10 protein-coding genes are annotated in these 17,335 nt (G+C 65.4%); 2 read left to right on the forward strand and 8 right to left on the reverse strand.

The window, feature by feature from the left end; translation table 11 throughout:
* The first annotated feature begins 37 nt into the window (after positions 1-37).
* On the forward strand, positions 38-865 hold the full coding sequence (locus tag ABS769_RS05515; RefSeq protein ID WP_006448524.1) for a methyltransferase domain-containing protein: 828 nt from the start codon (positions 38-40) through the stop codon (positions 863-865).
* Between the two features lie 30 nt (positions 866-895).
* On the opposite strand, the gene ABS769_RS05520 is transcribed toward ABS769_RS05515, so the two are convergent.
* The gene (locus tag ABS769_RS05520) at positions 896-1,984 is read right to left on the reverse strand and encodes a metal-dependent hydrolase (protein WP_317060654.1); all 1,089 of its coding nucleotides are present in this window, start codon (positions 1,982-1,984) and stop codon (positions 896-898) included.
* Between the two features lie 234 nt (positions 1,985-2,218).
* On the opposite strand from ABS769_RS05520, the gene metK reads away from it, so the two are divergent.
* A complete protein-coding gene (gene metK, locus ABS769_RS05525) occupies positions 2,219-3,430 on the forward strand; it encodes a methionine adenosyltransferase (protein ID WP_006449196.1) in 1,212 nt (403 codons plus the stop codon).
* 911 nt (positions 3,431-4,341) lie between these two features.
* Here the strand turns inward: metK and ABS769_RS05530 are convergent.
* The 7 genes from ABS769_RS05530 to ABS769_RS05560 form a co-directional block, all read right to left on the reverse strand.
* Positions 4,342-5,721 (reverse strand): histidine-type phosphatase, encoded by a 1,380-nt coding sequence (locus ABS769_RS05530; protein WP_317060653.1) that lies wholly within the window; start codon positions 5,719-5,721, stop codon positions 4,342-4,344.
* 406 nt (positions 5,722-6,127) lie between these two features.
* The gene (locus tag ABS769_RS05535) at positions 6,128-7,330 is read right to left on the reverse strand and encodes an OmpA family protein (RefSeq protein WP_317060652.1); all 1,203 of its coding nucleotides are present in this window, start codon (positions 7,328-7,330) and stop codon (positions 6,128-6,130) included.
* Between the two features lie 636 nt (positions 7,331-7,966).
* Entirely contained in the window at positions 7,967-9,919 is a 1,953-nt protein-coding gene (locus ABS769_RS05540; RefSeq protein ID WP_317060698.1) for an esterase/lipase family protein, read from the reverse strand.
* A 77-nt stretch (positions 9,920-9,996) separates the two neighbouring features.
* Complete coding sequence (locus ABS769_RS05545) at positions 9,997-11,034, reverse strand: DUF4105 domain-containing protein (protein WP_317060651.1); 1,038 nt, start codon at positions 11,032-11,034, stop codon at positions 9,997-9,999.
* Positions 11,031-11,603: a TetR/AcrR family transcriptional regulator gene (locus tag ABS769_RS05550; protein ID WP_317060650.1), complete on the reverse strand. Its 573-nt coding sequence runs from the start codon at positions 11,601-11,603 to the stop codon at positions 11,031-11,033. Before ABS769_RS05550 ends, ABS769_RS05545 begins: the two co-directional genes overlap by 4 nt.
* Before the next feature lie 145 nt (positions 11,604-11,748).
* Positions 11,749-14,463 carry a phosphoenolpyruvate carboxylase gene (gene ppc / locus ABS769_RS05555; protein ID WP_317060649.1) on the reverse strand — a complete coding sequence of 905 codons (2,715 nt, stop codon included), beginning with the start codon at positions 14,461-14,463 and terminating at the stop codon, positions 11,749-11,751.
* A 265-nt stretch (positions 14,464-14,728) separates the two neighbouring features.
* Complete coding sequence (locus ABS769_RS05560; protein ID WP_317060648.1) at positions 14,729-17,263, reverse strand: S9 family peptidase; 2,535 nt, start codon at positions 17,261-17,263, stop codon at positions 14,729-14,731.
* Between the last annotated feature and the right edge of the window lie 72 nt (positions 17,264-17,335).

Here is a 17,335-nt window from a genome sequence, read left to right on the forward strand (position 1 = left end):
CTGATTTTTCTAGCTTCAATTTTTGAGAGCTGCACGCATGAGCGCACCTGGCGATACACCCACCTATCTGCATGGTTTTTCGCCCACCGAACAGGCGCGCCTGCTCAAACAGGCGCGCTTGCTCGAAGCCACCTTGTTCAATCAGATCGACTACAGCGGCGCGCGACGTCTGCTGGAAGTGGGCAGCGGCGTGGGCGCGCAGACCGAGATCCTGTTGCGCCGCTTTCCCGATCTGCACGTGACCGGCGTGGACTTGAGCGAAGCGCAATTGGGCGCGGCACGCGCGAATCTCGAGCGGCTGGCGTGGTGCCGCGAGCGCTACACCTTGCAACAAGCCGATGCGACCGACCTGCCGTTCGAGGCGCGTCAATTCGATGCGGCATTCCTGTGTTGGGTACTCGAACATGTGCCCTCGCCCGCACGCGTGCTCAACGAAGTGCGCCGCGTGCTGTTGCCGGGTTCGCCGGTGTACGTCACCGAGGTCATGAATGCCTCGTTCCTGCTGCATCCGTACTCGCCGAATCTGTGGCGCTACTGGATGGCGTTCAACGATTTTCAGCACGACCAGGGCGGCGATCCGTTCGTCGGCGCCAAGCTGGGCAACCTGCTGCTGGCCGGCGGCTTTCGCGATGTGCAGACCGAGATCAAGACGCTGCACCTGGACAACCGCGAGCCGGGCCGGCGCAAGACCATGATCGGGTTCTGGGAAGAAGTGCTGCTGTCGGCGGCCGAGCAATTGCTGCAGGCCGGCGCGGTCAACGCAGACACCGTGGACGGCATGCGCCGCGAACTGGCGCAGGTGCACAGCGACCCGAATGCGGTGTTCTTCTATTCGTTTGTGCAGGCGCGCGCCACGGTGTATTGAGCGGGCGCCGAGAGGGTCTACTGCTCGGTTCTACTGAGTCACCGGCGCAGGCGCGGCGGCATGTTCCAGATCGCCGGTCAGCACCGTGCCGGCCGGCTCGTGCCAGATGCGGTGCCACATCTGCGCCAGCACTTCGCCGATCTGATCGCGTGCCACCGGCGCCCGGTAGGCCGCCTGGACCTGCCGCGGCGCAATCGGCTGCCACTGCCCGTCTTCGCGATGGGCGACCACGAAGTTGAAGTTGTAGTCCGGCTCCAGGCCCATGCGCAGATCGCTGAGCATCAACTCGTCGTCGACCAGGCGCGCGCGCATGAAGCCACGATTGAACCAGGTCAGCCGGCGCACCGAATCGAACCTGGCCACTTCGCCCAAGGCCTGGGTGTTGCTGGAATAGCCGCGGAACTGCATCGGGCCCTTGTCGGCCACCAGCGAGCGCTCGCCGATCACATAGCCGTTGGGTGTCATCGCCACCACCCGCCACAACAAGGTATTGAGCGGCATCGGCACCGAGAAGCGCGGCGCGTCCTTCAAGCCGAGTGCGGCCAGCGCGCGGTCGGCTTCGCGGTCGACCAGGTGCTTGGCCAGCAGCGACCAACCCAGATACGCAGAACTCAACGCAAGCCCGATCACCAAGGCGTGCTGGGCAAGCGGCCGCGCACGTGCAAACCACGCCACCGCACAGGCCAGCAACAGCCATAGCGTGTAGCCCGGATCGATGATGAACACACTCGACCACATCGCCGGATGCGGCTGCAACGGCCACCACAGCTGGGTGCCGTAGACGGTGAAGGCATCCAGCAGGGGATGCGTGATCAAGGCCAGCTGGATCGCCCAGAACCAGCGCTTGGGCGCACTGGCCACGCGCCGGTTGCCGTAGCGGCGGTACAGCCACCAGATCAGCCAACCGACGAATGGCAGCACCAACAACGAATGGCTGGCGCTGCGATGCACGGTCATCTGCGTGACCGGGTCGCTGGTAAAGGGCAGCAGCGCCAGTGCGTCGAGATCGGGCAAGGTGCCCAGTGCCGCGCCGGCCAACAAGGCGGCACGGCGCTGTCCGGCCGGGGCGATGACGGCAGCGACGGCGCCGCCGAGAACGATCTGGGTCAATGAATCCATCGCCCGATGCTAGCAGGCCCAACATGCATTGGCAGGCATGTTTGTACGCGTTTTCAGTCGAATGCAGGGCGATCAGTGGCGAGGCTTGGCTGGTCGTCCTGCACGGCAGCGCCTTGCTGTCACCGACGTCTGCTTAACTCCATTGCCACCTGTTCAGGCGCACAATGCAACGGACATGCGGGGCGTGTATCATCCGCAGCCATCTTTTCATCCGAATCAAGGGATATAAGCCAGATGTCCAGCTACCTGTTCACCTCCGAATCGGTCTCCGAAGGCCATCCGGACAAGATCGCCGACCAGATCTCCGACGCCGTGCTGGATGCCATCCTGGCCCAGGACAAGCGTGCCCGCGTGGCGTGCGAGACGATGGTCAAGACCGGTGTTGCGATCGTTGCCGGCGAAGTGACCACCAGCGCCTGGATCGACCTGGAAGCGCTCACCCGCAAGGTGATCCTGGACATCGGCTACAACAGCTCCGACGTCGGCTTCGACGGCGAGACCTGTGGTGTGCTCAACCTGATCGGCAAGCAGTCGCCGGACATCAACCAGGGCGTTGACCGCAAGAACCCGGAACAGCAGGGCGCCGGCGACCAGGGCCTGATGTTCGGCTATGCGACCAACGAGACCGACAGCCACATGCCGGCGGCGATCCACCTGGCACACCGCCTGGTCGAGCAGCAGGCCAAGATCCGCAAGAAGAAGAACTCGGCGCTGTCCTGGCTGCGTCCGGACGCCAAGTCGCAGGTCACCTTGCGCTATGAAGACGGCGTTGCGACTGCGATCGATGCGGTGGTGCTGTCCACCCAGCACGATCCGGGCGTCAAGCAGAAAGACCTGATCGAAGCGGTGCGCGAGGAAATCCTCAAGCCGGTGCTGCCGGCCAAGTGGCTGCACAAGGGCACCAAGTTCCACATCAACCCGACCGGCAAGTTCGTGATCGGCGGCCCGGTGGGCGATTGCGGCCTGACCGGCCGCAAGATCATCGTCGACACCTACGGCGGCTGGGCCCGTCACGGCGGCGGTGCGTTCTCGGGCAAGGATCCGTCCAAGGTCGATCGTTCGGCTGCCTACGCTGCGCGCTATGTGGCCAAGAACGTAGTGGCTGCAGGCCTGGCCGACCGTTGCGAAGTGCAGGTTTCCTACGCCATCGGCGTGGCCGAGCCGACCTCGATCTCGGTCACCACCTTCGGCACCGGCAAGATCGCCGACGAGCAGATCGAAAAGCTGATCCGCAAGCATTTCGACCTGCGTCCGTTCGGCATCATCCAGATGCTCGACCTGATCCACCCGATGTACCAGCAGACCGCCTCTTACGGTCACTTCGGCCGCAAGCCGAAGGACTTCAGCTACACCGACGCAACCGGTGCGCAGCACAACGCCACCGCGTTCTCGTGGGAAAAGACCGACCGTGCCGATGCGCTGCGCGCCGACGCCAAGCTGAAGTAAGTCAGTTGCTCCTGCGGGAGTGGATGTAGTGAGTTGCACATGGGCCGCTGATGCGGCCCATGTGCGTTTTGGCCGAACGCGTATCGTGATCAAGGCTTGTGTGGGGAGCATCGCCTGCCGATCAGCGGTAGGAATACTGGGAGCGCGGTGTCGCGTCCGGGGGCGGGACCGTGTGGCGGCATGGATGCCGCCACCGAGCCTCCAGGGATGGATGTACGGCGTGTCCCGACACCGGATGTGGCACCGCGCCGCTGACCGACTCCGCACACCGATCGGTCTTGCGCACGACATCTGGCGTTTTCATGCCAATGCTTCGGTTTGCTGCGGGCGCTTGCACGCGTACCGACGTGGGACACGCCGCAAGTACGTCCGTGTAGGCTCTTACGCGGCATCCATGCCGCGTAAGGTCCCACGCCGGCACGCGCGCAAGCACCACCGGTTGTTGTCGCTGGTTGACGGAAAAGCGGGGTCTGGTTGAACTGATCGAGCTTCGGAGCGTGGACTTCGCTGGCGAAGTGATAGTTCCAACGACTGGCACTATGGCAGCAGCGTCGAATGACAACGTGTTGAATCGATACCGACAACATCGCCTGCGGAATCCGCAAGCATTAGGCCGCTTGAAAGCCTTTAGTTTTGCTTAGCGACAGCGACGATTAGGAACGTGGTGTCATTTCCGGGCAAAACCGTGTTTCTCGCCCCTCTCCCTTCGTGGCGAGCGAGAAGGCACTTCTTGCGCGCCACTGGCGCGCATGCCTTGGTTGGGGTGAGGGTACGGGGCGAAGCCTCCTTGAGTAATCGATGACGCCAGGCTTCGCAAGTACCCTCATCCGCCCCTGCGGGGCACCTTCTCCCGGTGGGAGAAGGAACGGCCACTGATCGCCTTTTTCGAGATAAAGATCGCTGCTGCACGGTTACCGATCGAGCTGCAGCTGTTTCTCGAGCGCCTGCGTAAATTTAGGCAACGGGCATGCCTTGCGTTGCTCTGCTGTGCAAACGCCAAGCGCTAACTCCTGTTGCAACGGCGGATGCGCCAGATCCAACGGCGCCAGCGTGCGCAGTTGATCCAGCGATTGCGCCAGATACTGCGCACGCACCACCTGCTTCCCACTCGGCTCGCGCCATAGGCTAAGCATCAACGCACCGCCCGGCGGCGGATCATCCGCACCGTAGCCGGGCAAGTGAAAGTGCACGCCCAGCAAACTGCTCAACGCGGCGATATGCGTGTCGCTGCCGACGAACAGCGATACCTTCGCCGCCTGCGCGTCACCGAAGCGTTGCAGCACTTCGCGCGCCAGCGGTGCGCCCGAGCGCGCGGCCATGTAGTGCGGCCGTGCGTAGATGTCGAACAGCAGCGCATGCAGCCGCGAGACCTGAGCCAGCCGCTCGGGCGTGGCGCGGCCCCAGCCGACCTGCGACAGCGGCAGGCCTTCGGCGTATTGCAGCAGCAGGACCTCGCCGGTGCCGGAGGTCAGATCGATCGGCCCACCCAAGGCCAGGCCGCGGCCATTGGCAGACGGCGTCAGCGTGGATGGCATCTGCGCAAAGTCGCAGGGCGTGCGGGTGCAGCCCAGAATCTGCTGCATTGCCTGCAGTTCGGCCGCATGCCCTTGCAGCAACGCGGCAGGACCACCGGTCTGCTTTTCGATCGAGGCGACCGCTGCAACGGCATCGAATGCAACCGCGCCGGCTTCGATCGGTCGAAACAACGGGTCGTTGCTGCCGGCCTCGCGGTGCCCGGCCACGATGCCGCAACCGGGTGCCAGCGCCTCGGCAAGCAAGGCGCCGCTGTCGATGGTGCGCTGATCGGTGTTGGCCCAGATCGACACGCTGCCTGGCGCCGGGCAACCGCTGCTCGGCAACACCTTGTGCTGCGCCAGCCATTGGCGCAGATAGTCGCCGCTCAATTGCACGCCGATGCGCCCATGCGCAGTGAGCAGGCTGGCCGGGGTGGACCACTGCGGCCACGGTGCGTCTGCGTAGTGCGCGGCGGCGGCTTCGCCCTGCAGTGGCGCGCGTACACCATGTCGGAACACCACAACCACGCGCTCCAATTGCGCGGTCTGCACGACTGCAGGCGGCGCAGGAGGCCGCTGCGTGCAAGCGATCAGCAGCAACATGCCAAGTGCAAGTGCCGGCATCAGCCATCTTGGCCGAGGCAATGTCTTCGACCGTTGCCTTACATTTGCGTGCAACGGTGCAACGATCCCGCGCGACGGCAACAACGCGATCCCCATCGCGTCGCTGCCGTCATCGCCTGCGGGTGTCTGTTCACCACCCCGCCCCGTTTTCATCGCTTGCTCAGAACACATATTTAGCGTGTCACCCAACTGGTCATGCTGGAATTTACGGTGTCAATGTGCAAGGCAGACGACACCAGGCCGGAACTGTCGAAAAACATGCAAGCAGCAGCAATGCGGAAATACAGATGTTCGAAATCGGCAGCATGCTTGCAACACTGCACGCGTTATCCACTCTTAATCTGACGACAGCTCGCTCTGTGGTGATCTGTCCTGAGTCATGACCCCGGCGCACGGCTCGTCGGTGCGCACGCGCAAGGCAGCGGCGCGAATGAGGTGCGAATGGGCGATATCGGCCCATCCGTGCAGATGCCTGCGTCGTGTGATTGGTCCACGACAACTGACAGATCGTCTTAGCACTGGTGATCTGTGCGACTGATTTAGTGTCGCTCGGCCAAGCTTAGGTGCGCAGGAAGATTTCCACACGTCGATTGAGTTGTCGCCCGCCGGGATTGTCCTGTCCATTGAGCGTATTCGGCGCTACCGGCTGCGATTCGCCGTAGCCCTTTGCGCCGGCCGACTGCGCGGCACCGCGTGTGCGTAATGCGGCCAGCACCGCATCGGCGCGGCGCTCGGACAGCGCCTGGTTATAGGCGTCGCTGCCCTTGGCGTCGGTATGCCCGCGCACTTGCATATCCTTGGTGCTGACCTTGCCGAGTGCGGCGGCCAGCACGTCAAGTACGCGCGCGGCATCGGGGCGGATCTCGGCCTTGTCGAAGTCGAACAGGATGCGTTCGTTCAAGGTGATCAGATAGCCGCACGGCGCACCGGGAGGTGCGAATTTCTGCAGCAGCGGAAAGCGCCCGGCAGGCGGCACCTTCGGCAGCGGCGGCATGCGTACCTCGCGCGGCGGGGTGCCGACCGTGCCGGTGCCATCGCCGCGGTTCTGCACCAGCCCGTCCGGGCCGTTCCAGGTTCCCGAACCGTCGGCGTTGATGGTGATCAGGCCGCGTGGACCGTTCCAGGTGCCGCTGCCATCGCCGTGATTGTTGACCAAGCCGCTCTTGTCGCTGTTCCAGGTACCCGCACCCTTGGCGTCCAGGCTGATCAGACCGGCCGGGCCGTTGTAGGTGCCGGCACCATTGGCCTGCACCTGGATGATCGCATCGTCGCCACCGGCGCCGCTGGCATTGATGGTGCCGCTACCGTCGGCGTTGACGCTGATCAGGCCGCCGTCGAAGTTGGCGGTACCGCTGCCGTCGGCCTTGAGGTCGAACAGCCCGCCGTCGCCGTTGCGCAGCAGATTGCCGTTGGCATCGACGCTGGTGATTCCGGCATCGTTGATCAGGGTGCCGCCATCGCCGCAACGTGCCGGCGCCACGCTGACACCTTCGATCGGGTCGAGAATGTCCTGCAGCGAGGCTTCTAGCGCGCGTTGCGCCGGGGTCACGCCGGCGATGTCCGGCACCACGATCAACGGGATGGCCGGGAACTCGGGCACCGCCTCATCGATGGCCGGCGGCGCATCGGATGGACGCGCTGCAGTCTGCGCTGCCGGCGGCGTTGCGCCCGCAGCGTCTGCCGCGCTCTTCTGACCTTCGCCGCGGCCGCAACCGGCCAGCAGCAAGGGCACCCAGATCACTGCCGACAGCGTCTTGCGCATCGCGTCTTCCTTGTTGGAGCGTATTCGAGAGAACCGCCTGATAGCATGAGGCTGGTAAACAATGCGCTAAGAACGGCGACCAAAGCCGCTGCGCAGCCGCTAGGTCGAGTGCAGTCGGCCACTTCTTGGTGAATGCAGTCAGAAGCCTAGTTAGTCGAGCGCGCGGTGCCCTCGCCGCTCGCGGGACACGCCGTGAACCCATCCCTGGAGGCTCGGTGGCGGCATCCATGCCGCCACACGGTCCCGCAATCGGCGAGGACACCGCACCAGACAGTTATAGGTTGCCTTGTTGAAAGCCTGCCTATTTCTCGGCTTGTCTTGGAAGCTGATCGGGCGCGCCGTTACTCAAACAACGCAAGTCATGCACTGCTTGCAGCATGCACACCCGCCATCTTGACTGGTCCTTGCCCGCCCACCGTCGCGGGACCTTACGCGGCATGGATGCCGCGTAAGAGCCTACACGGACGTACTTGCGGCGTGTCCCGCGACGGTGGGCGGGGCAAGGGCCCTGCAACCAACTCGCAGCGTCAAGGGAGCGGTGCCCTCACCAGAGAGTTGGCCGGCTGTTTTATTGAACGCAACGCCATGCGCACCGACCATTCGCTGACCACAACGGCGTCTCGATTCTGTTTGCTTTCAGAACGTTGCCGAGGGTGAAGCCGGTATCTCGCTTTGCGCGCCGTGCGCACTCGTGTTTCCTGCCTCCTCGGCCTGCAGCTGCGCATGCAGGATGCGGCGAATCTCAAGAATCGCCTGCGGCGTTTCCTGCACGCTATGCCAGGAGGTCACTACCAATTCCGACTCGGCGCCCTGCAGATGTGCGCTGCGATAAGGCACCAGACCATCGTCGGAATCGGCCAGCGGCACCTGCGGTTTTTCGCGTCCGACGATGGTGTGGTAATGCACCAGTGGGGAGATCGGCAGGTCCATGCTGGCGCGTACGAACGGGTCGGTATCGCGCAGGTTGTCGATGCTGGTCGGCGGCAACAGCCGGCCTTTGCGTCGCGGGTCGCCGCCCTGCCCGTCACGCTCGCTGTTGGCCAGGTCCTGCAGCACATCGCCGAAGCGATCCAGCAAGGCGATCGGCAAACGCACCAAGCGGCCGACGAAGCGCCCCAGCCCACCTTCGGCCAACGGCGTACCGCGATGCGGCGCGGCAATGAAGATGGCGCGGTCGACCTGCGGCAGTGGCGAAAAATGCAGCAGCGGCGACAACTTCGCGCGCACGCGTGCGCCGCGCTCGCCTTCCAGCCGGTAGTTTTCCAGCAATGAATTCCACAAGGTGTCGCCGGAAGACGACACCAGCAAGCGCCCGATCACCCCGCCCATGCTGTGGCCGATCAACACCATGTCGTGCGATGCGATAGCCGTGCCGGCCGGGTCGAAGTGCTGCAGGCTGCGCTCCACCAATGCCTGGATTTCCGCGCGGTTGACCGCCACCGGCGCGTTGGTCGGGTAGTACACCTGCCAGATCTGGTAGCGCTGACGCAGCGTTTCATCGCCCATCACCTCGTTGGCGACATTGACCCAGGCTTCCGGGCTGCTGGCCAGCCCGTGCAGCATCAGCAGCACGCGTCGGTCCGGATCGTAGGGCTGCATCAGATACAGATGCGGGCGATCGATCCCGCGCGCACTGCCTAGCATCGAGCGCAACGACTGCGCGGCGAAACCGGATTTGGCCAGCCATAGCCCATAGGCGGCAGTGAAGTTGGCCGCCAGCGGCACGCGCTGACCGTGCAACACCACTTCGTTCTGGCGATACGGGTCGTACGGCACCACGGTGACGATGTTGCCGCGTAGCACGGCATCCAGCGTCTCGCCTTCGAAACGCAGCAGCACCGTGGCCGGTGCGTACGGCATCTCGCTGAAAGTAGGCAACGGCCGCTCTGGCGATGCGACTGCAGTGGCGGCTTGTTGCAAGGCCAGCCCGGCAGGATCGCCAACCACTTGCGGGTCCACCTCGGCCACCAGCTCGGCACCGAAGCCATCGCGCCGATAGGTGCTGCGCAGCCCATTGAAGCGCAACGCCGAGGCGGCGAAGATCGCGCGTGGCGTGTTGCCACCGCCCGGCAACCGATACGCAGACATGTCGATCGCCACCTGCCAGCGGCCCAAGGTGGTCGGTTCGCGCTCGTTTTGGCCGGTCTGCTGCGCGCGTGCGAACAGGCGTTCGATCACCTGCTGCACGGCATAGTTGTAGTAATCGCGCACCTGCGTCTGGCGATTTTCGAACGCACGTGCACTAGGCGGGCGTGCGCTGAAAAACAGGTACGCGTACGCATGCCGCGCGGCTTCCAGCCAGGCGTCGACTGCCGCGTCGCTCATCGTTGTCGGGTCGCGCCCGCCCAAGGCAATCGCATGCGCGGTCCATAGCTCGGCTTGCGTTGCCAGACGGCGCTCCTCGCCGATGCCCGCCACGCTGGTGAGTTGCTGCAGGCACGGCAGTGGGTCGCTGCGGCAGGCCTTGGGTTGCAGCCCGGCCACCTGCAGGGTCTCGCTACTGGCCTGGCTCAACTCGCCGGTGCTGAGCACATCCCCGCGCGTACGCGCGATGTAGTCGCCGCTGCTGTGCGATTGCACCGTGACCATGGCACAGCCGCTCAGCAACAGGCTGCCCAGCACACCCGCCAACACTGCAGCGGTGCGGCGCCCACGCAGGCGCGACGTCACCGGGGTGCGCTCGTGGTGGCGGCTGGCGCCGGGGCCTGCGGCATGCCGACACGGATGCGCTCGGAGAAATCCGCCGCCGTATCGGCTGCGATCGCACGTGCGGTGAAATGCCCGCGCTGCTTCAAGGTGGCAAAATCGTAGCCGGGCAGCAGGCCCTGATGATCGTAGGCGTATGCGTCCACGTAGCCGGACAGCAGCAGGCGATGATCCAGCGGCAGCGTCGGCTGCAATTGCCGCGCCAGCGCAAACACAATCGTGGTGCAGTTGCTGGTGAGCGTGTTGTAGAACGCCGGGGCGCGATTCAAGTCGTTGGCCATGCGCACATAACCCATGAACATGCGGCGCAGACCGGCCTTGGGAATCGCCAGCCGATACAGATACATGTCCTCGCCGCGCACGTTGGTGCGCACGCGCAGAATGTCGCGTTCGTCGGCGGCCACCAGGGTTTCTTCGAAGCTGCGGAAAAACCCGCCCAATGCCGAAAACGACTCGCCGCGTTCCTTGCGGATTTCCAGCGAGAACACCACGTGCGAGCCGTCGTCGAAACCGAACGACACCAGCGTGTGCGCAATGGCAGGCCCCATCCAGTACGACAGCGCCAGATCGGCGCTGACCAGACGATCCAGATCGTACTGGCGGGTTTCCCAACGCGGCTGGTAGTCGGTTTCGCTCTGCCAATCGAAATTGCGCACGTTATGCAATGTGACGATGTTGCCGTGCACTTCGGGCTGCAGCCGCTGGGCAACATCATCGGCCCAGTCGCGGTCCTGGCTGGGCTGCATCATCCACCACGACACCGCCAGCACCGCAAACGCCGCACTGAAGATGCCCACCAACGCCCAGTTCTCGCGGCCACGGCGCAGGCCCCACAACGCCGCCAGCGCCATCGCGCACCATGAGCCCACCCAGGCCGCGCGCACGAACGCATTGCCAGTGATCGCGAAGTAGATCGCAAGTCCACCCCATAGCGCGGCCAGCACCAGCGCCACGCGCAGCGCCCAGCGACCGAGGCGGGACCGCGTGGCCGGTGTCATCGGGTGCCGCCTTCCGGCACCTGCATGCCCAAGGCGTGCATCAGCAGATCGGCCGAGCGATGGGCAAGCCGTTTGCGTTCGGATTCATCATTGCCACGCAGGCAACTGCCCAGCATGTCGATCACCAGCAGCAACTGCTCGTCGTCGACATCGGCGCGGCACAGGCCGGCGTCGCGCGCACGATGCACGAACGGCAGGAAGATGCGCACCACACGCCGGTCGGCCGCTTCCACGGCCGGGTGTGCGCGTTCGATCGAACGCCAGAAATCCACCAGCGGTGCGGATTGGGCGATGTGCTCGGCTACATCGTGCAGCAGCACGGCCAGCCCGTCCGGGCGCTCGCCCAGATCGGCGGCCAGCCGCTCCAGCCCGTCCATGCCTCGGGTCATCAACGCGGTCATCAGCGCGAGCCGATCGGGAAAATTGCGATACAGCGTGGCGCGGCCAAGGCCGGCACGTTCCACTACCAGTTCCAGCGGGGCATTGACGCCGTGTTCGCTGAACACTTCGTCGGCAGCATCGAGTATCTGCCGGCGGCGCAGCGCGGCATCAGGGCGGGGAGTCGTCATAGCGGCATTATCGGACAGATTTGTCCGGTAATGCCAGAGTCCGCTTGACGAATCCGCACCCTCTCCGACTAACGGTCTGATCAGACGGTCTGACCAGGCCGCCCGATTCGACCGTCGGATCCGACGGTCGGGCCAGCAGACCGGATCAGCCGGTGTTCTGCACGCCTTGCGAGACGCCGTTGACGCAGGCCACCAGCGCGCGCAGCAGCTCGTCGTCTTCGCCATCGGTGGCACGCCAGCGTTGCAGCAGATCCACCTGCAACACGCTGATCGGGTCGATGTAGGGGTTGCGCAGGCGGATCGACAAGGCCAGCCGCGGGTCGTGCTGCAGCAGCGATTGCTGCCCCGTCAACGCCTTCACCCAGCCCTTGGTCAGCGCCAGTTCGTCGCGAATGCCCGGGAAAAAGCGCTCATGCAGGTCACCCGACAGCCGCGAAAACAGCTCGGCAATATTGAGATCGCCCTTGGACAGCACCATTGCCACGTCGTCCAGGAAGGTGCGGAAGAACGGCCAGTCCTGCGCCATCTCGCGCAAGGTCTCTTCATGCCCGGCATCCACTGCCGCCTGCAGGCCGCTGCCCACGCCGTACCAGCCCGGGATCACCGCACGCGCCTGGCTCCACGCGAACACCCAGGGAATCGCGCGCAGGTTGGACAACGCCGCGTCCTGGCCGAGCCTGCGCGACGGGCGCGAGCCCAGGGTCATGCGTTCGATCACGTCGATCGGCGTGGCGCGGCGGAAATACTGCATGAAATCCGGCGCGCCGACGAAGGCACGGTACGCGACAGTGCTTTGTTCTGCGACCAGATCCATCACCGGCCGCCAGCGATCCTCGCGCGGCTCGGGCGCACGCGGGCGCAGGCTGGAGAGCAGCACCGCGCCGGTCATCTGTTCCAGCGAGCGCAATGCCAGCGCGCGAATGCCGTACTTGCGATGGATCACCTCGCCCTGTTCGGTGACGCGCAGCCGTCCATCGACACTACCGCGCGGTGCGGCATCCAGCGCGCGGCTGGTCTTGCCGCCGCCACGCGCGATCGAGCCGCCGCGGCCGTGGAAGAAGGTCAGCCGCACGCCCAGTTCGGCAGCGGCTTCAAGCAATTCCACCTGCGCGCGCTGCAGGCCCCAGCGCGAGGCAGTGATGCCGCCGTCCTTGCCACTGTCCGAATAACCGAGCATCACCATCTGCGTATCGCCGCGCGCGGCCAGATGCTGGCGGTAGACCGGATCGGCGAGCAGATCCTGCACGGTGCCGGTGCCGCCGCGCAGATCGTCCACGGTTTCGAACAGCGGCACGATATCCAGCGGCACTGCGCCAGCGTCGTCGACCAGGCCGCCGCGTCGCGCCAGCGCGAGCACGGTGAGTACGTCGGCGCGGTTATGCGCCATCGAGATGATGTAGCTGCCCAACGCATCGGCGCCGTGGCGGCTGCGCGCATCGGCGAGCGCGGCAAACACCGCATCCAGCCGTGCATTGCCTTCGTCGGCCACGCGCGGCAGCACCTGTTCGCCGGATGCATACGGGCCGAGCAAGGCAGCGCGCTGCTTGGCGTCCTGGTCGTCCCAATCGGCCTGGCCCAATGCATCGGCCACCGCACGCGCATGCACGCTCGATTCCTGGCGCACATCCAGACGTGCCAGATGAAAGCCGAACGTGCGCACGCGCCACAACAGACGGCGCACCGCGAACCAACCGGCGTGCAGCCCCTTGTTGGCCTGCAGGCTGTCCAGAATCAGCTGCAGATCGTGTTCCAGCTCGGACGGTGCGGTGTAGGCGCCCTCGGCATCGTCCAGCGTGGCCTGCAGACGCGCGCGCATCAGATCGTTGAGCAGCCGGTACGGCATGTCGCCATGGCGCGGGCGCGAGCGTGCGGCGTCCTCCGGCAGCAGTGCGCGGTAGCGCTCCAGTTGCTCGCTCAATTCCGCACTGACTGCCACCAGCGTGGTCGACTGGCTGAGCAGGCTGGCCAGTTGCCACAGCTCGTTTCGATAGCGATCCAGCACCGCGCGTCGCTGCGCATCCAGCGTGCCGGCAATGGTGGTGGCATCCACATTGGGATTGCCGTCCATATCGCCGCCCACCCAGGTGCCGAAGCGCAACAGCCGCGGTAGGGTCGGCACGCTGCCGTAGGTTTCTTCGATGGCGTGTTCGAGGGTTTCGTACATCACCGGCACCACACGATACAGCACCTGGGTGAGATAGAACCCCACATGCTCGCGCTCGTCTTCCACGGTGGGACGCACCGGCGAGGAATCGGCGGTCTGCCAGGACGCGGTCAAGGCCATACGGAAGCGCGCCGCATCGGTGGCGCGCTCGTTGGGCGTGCGCATGCCATCCAGGTTGTCGACCAGGCTGGCGACCATCAGCTGTTCTTTTTCCAGCAGCGCGCGCCGCACCGCTTCGGTGGGGTGCGCGGTGAACACCGGCTCCACGTCGATGCGCGGCAACCACGCGCTGAGCTCGTCCAGCGTCACGCCCTGCGCCTTGAGCCGGCGCAGTGCATCGTGCAGGCCATCCGGCTGCGGCGTGTCGGTGCCGCTGCGCTGGTACTCGCGGCGGCGGCGGATGCGATGCACGCGCTCGGCGATGTTGACCACCTGGAAATAGGTGCTGAAGGCGCGCACCAGCGACTCGGCTTCACGCGGCTCGCGGCCGGTCAGTTGCTCGCTCAGCGTGGACGGCGGTGCATCGCCCTCGCGCCGCGCAATCGCCGTGGTGCGGACATGTTCGATCTCTTCGAGGAATTCCGCAGAGACCTGCTCGGCGAGCAGGTCACCGACCAGTGCACCGAGCCGACGCACATCGTCGCGCAAGGCAAGATCGGGGGTAGCGAACACAAGACTGCTGCGGTACTCGTTCATCGGAAACGCACACCCTCTTCAAGCGCAAAGTCGTCGAAGACTAACCCAAAAGGATTAGATGGTTGCGACAGCCGCGACGGTTTCAACGCCAACCATCGCGTGCCAGTGCCCCCTACCGATGGCTCTCGTAGGAGCGCGCTCGCGCGCGACGTGGCTTTCCCGGTAATGCCCCATCGCGGGCAAGCCCGCTCCTTCGCGGTGTGGCTGTCCTGGTCATGCCCCGTCGCGCCCAGGTGCGCTCCTACGGGTGCCAGCGCACTCTCGATCAACGCGTGCGCGTCGCGCCGGTCTCCTTCACTGGCTTGCCGAGATTGGTCTTCAACCACTGCTCGCTCTCGGCCAGCATCTGCAGGATCGACTGCCGCGCGCGATACGCATGCGATTCGTTGGGCAGCATCACCAGGCGCGCGTTGCCACCCAGGCCCTTGATCGCAGCGAACATGCGCTCGCTCTGAATCGGGAAGGTACCGGTGTTGTTGTCGTCCTGGCCGTGGATCAGCAGCAGCGGGTCCTTGATCTTGTCGGCGTAGTTGAACGGCGACATCGCCTGGTACACCGATTGCGCCTGCCAGTAATTGCGTTCTTCGGCCTGAAAACCGAATGGCGTGAGCGTGCGGTTGTAGGCACCACTGCGCGCGATGCCGGCCTTGAACAACCGCGTATGCGCGAGCAGATTGGCGGTCATGAAGGCTCCGTAGGAATGCCCGCCGATGGCGATGTGCTCGCGGTCGGTGACACCGCGCCGCACCACTTCGTCCACGGCGGCCTGCGCATCGGCGATCAACTGCGGCACATAGGTATCGTTGGGTTCGGCATCGCCTTCGCCGACGATGGGCATGGTCGGGTTGTTGAGCACCACATAACCGATCGCCAGAAACGCCTGCGGCCCCCAGTAGCTGATCGCATTGAAGCGGTACGGCGAGTCGGTGACCTGGCTGGCGGTGTCGGCACTCTTGAACTCACCCGGGTAGGCCCACATCAGCAGCGGCCGCGGGCCGTCACGTTTGGGGTCGTAACCCGGCGGCAGCAACAGCGTGGCGGTGAGGTCCAACCCATCGGCGCGTTTGTAACGGATCTGCTCCTTCTGCACGCCGCGCAACTGCGGCAGGGGATGCGCGAAATGCGTCAACGCACGCGGCGCAGGCGCTGCATCGCCCAGTGCCTGCACGAAGTAATTGGCCGGCTCCTCGGGCGATTCGCGGCTGAGCAGCAACTGCGTGCCTTGCGCATCCAGCAATGCCAGCGGCGCGGAATAGGTCGGTGCCTGCGAATGGAACAGACGCGTGGCGCGTTTGCTCTGCAGATCGAAGCGGTCCACGAACGGGCGATCGCCTTCCGGCGAGGCGCCCTTGCCGAGCAGGAACAGGCTGTTGCCATCGGCACCGGTCTGCAGCAGCGCGTGGCCCTTGCCGTCGGCCACCGTCGCCGGCGTGCCGGGGTCGTTGTAGCGGTCCTGCGAGGAACGGTCCCACAGCAGTTCGGGTGCGCGCTGCGGCTGATCCGGTGCGATGCGCCACTGTTTGGTGCGGCGGGTCTTCCACCAGCTCTCGCTGAGAATGGCCAGATCGCCCCGGCCCCATTGGATGCCGTCAAAACGGCTGCCCAACTGCGCCAGCGTCACCGGTGCACGCGCGAACGGCGCGGCCTGCATCAGCACCGCATCGCGGATCGTGCTGGCGCGTGCCGGGTCGCCGCCGTCCTGCGCCTCGGCCCAGACCAATGTGGCCGGTGCATCATGCCGCCAGCTGATGTCGCGCACGCCGGTGGCCACGGCGTCGTTGCCGGTCGGCAGGCCTTCCACCAGCGGCAGCTTGGCGATCTGCCGCACCAGCTTGCCCTGCAGGTCCAGCACTTCGATGCGACGCGCGAAATTGTCCACCGGCACCACATACGAGAACGGCCGCTCGCTACGTTCGCTCAGGATGTAACGGCCATCCGGCGACACCGACAGGTTGAGGTAGATACCGGGCGCGGCGATCGGGCGCACCTGCCCGGTGACGCTGACGATGATCGGCTGGCCGGTGGCGTAGTACTCGAACACGCGCGCATCGGCCTCGTTGCGCAGCAGGTCCTGATAGGTCGGCAGCGAGCGCACGCCGGCGGCAGCGCTGGTCTGCTGCGTCGCAGGACCGTCCGGCACCGCATCGCGCGTGGGCGGCGTGCCCTGCCCTGCCACTTGTTGCTGCACCAGCAGCCCACTGCCATCGGGCAACCAGCCCAACTCGTCGTTGACGCTGGTGTTCAAACCGGTAACCAGACGCCGCGCCTGCCCGGCCGCCACATCCACCAGCCACAGCTCGTTTGCACCGCTGGTCGCATCCTCGCGGCGGAACGCCAGGTAGCGTTGATCGGGCGACCAGCTCAACTTGGCCAGCGACAGTGGCGACGGCAGCCCGGCGATCTGCCGCTCGCTGCCGTCGGCCACCGACAGCAGCCACAGCTTGCCGGCGAAGGCAAACCGGCTGCTGGCGAAGGTCTTGGGATGGATGCGCAGACCGGCCAGCTTGAGCTCGGGTTGGGCGACCTCGGCGATATCCGGCAATGCCGGCATTTGCAGCATCGCAGCCAGATCGCGTTTGGGCGAGATGTGCAGCAGCGGCGCGCGCGGTGCGTCGACCACTGCCTGCAGCGCCTTGGAGGGCAGTTGATACCCGCTGCTTGCTGCCGCGGCGGTGGGTGTCGCTGGTGAGCTAGCTGCCGATGCCAGCAACGGCGCGCTCAACGCCAGCGCTCCTGCGCCTGCCCATGCCAACGCCCATGTGTGCTGCCGCCAGCCTTGCGCATTCCGTTTCGCCTGCATTGTCCGCTCCCGGTCTTATTCGTCCCTGGACCATAGCAGCCGCTCGTCGGCGACTCCCCTGTCGTTGGTTGG

This window comes from Xanthomonas hortorum (assembly GCF_040279205.1).
In the GTDB taxonomy this organism is placed as follows: Bacteria; Pseudomonadota; Gammaproteobacteria; order Xanthomonadales; family Xanthomonadaceae; genus Xanthomonas; species Xanthomonas hortorum_F.

Coding starts and splice junctions, on each gene's coding strand:
- ppc (WP_317060649.1), bottom strand. CDS start 14,463: ATGAACGAGTACCGCAGCAGTCTTGTGTTCGCTACCCCCGATCTTGCC.
- ABS769_RS05545 (WP_317060651.1), bottom strand. CDS start 11,034: ATGACACCGGCCACGCGGTCCCGCCTCGGTCGCTGGGCGCTGCGCGTG.
- ABS769_RS05550 (WP_317060650.1), bottom strand. CDS start 11,603: ATGACGACTCCCCGCCCTGATGCCGCGCTGCGCCGCCGGCAGATACTC.
- ABS769_RS05515 (WP_006448524.1), top strand. CDS start 38: ATGAGCGCACCTGGCGATACACCCACCTATCTGCATGGTTTTTCGCCC.
- metK (WP_006449196.1), top strand. CDS start 2,219: ATGTCCAGCTACCTGTTCACCTCCGAATCGGTCTCCGAAGGCCATCCG.
- ABS769_RS05540 (WP_317060698.1), bottom strand. CDS start 9,919: ATGGTCACGGTGCAATCGCACAGCAGCGGCGACTACATCGCGCGTACG.
- ABS769_RS05520 (WP_317060654.1), bottom strand. CDS start 1,984: ATGGATTCATTGACCCAGATCGTTCTCGGCGGCGCCGTCGCTGCCGTC.
- ABS769_RS05535 (WP_317060652.1), bottom strand. CDS start 7,330: ATGCGCAAGACGCTGTCGGCAGTGATCTGGGTGCCCTTGCTGCTGGCC.
- ABS769_RS05560 (WP_317060648.1), bottom strand. CDS start 17,263: ATGCAGGCGAAACGGAATGCGCAAGGCTGGCGGCAGCACACATGGGCG.
- ABS769_RS05530 (WP_317060653.1), bottom strand. CDS start 5,721: ATGAAAACGGGGCGGGGTGGTGAACAGACACCCGCAGGCGATGACGGC.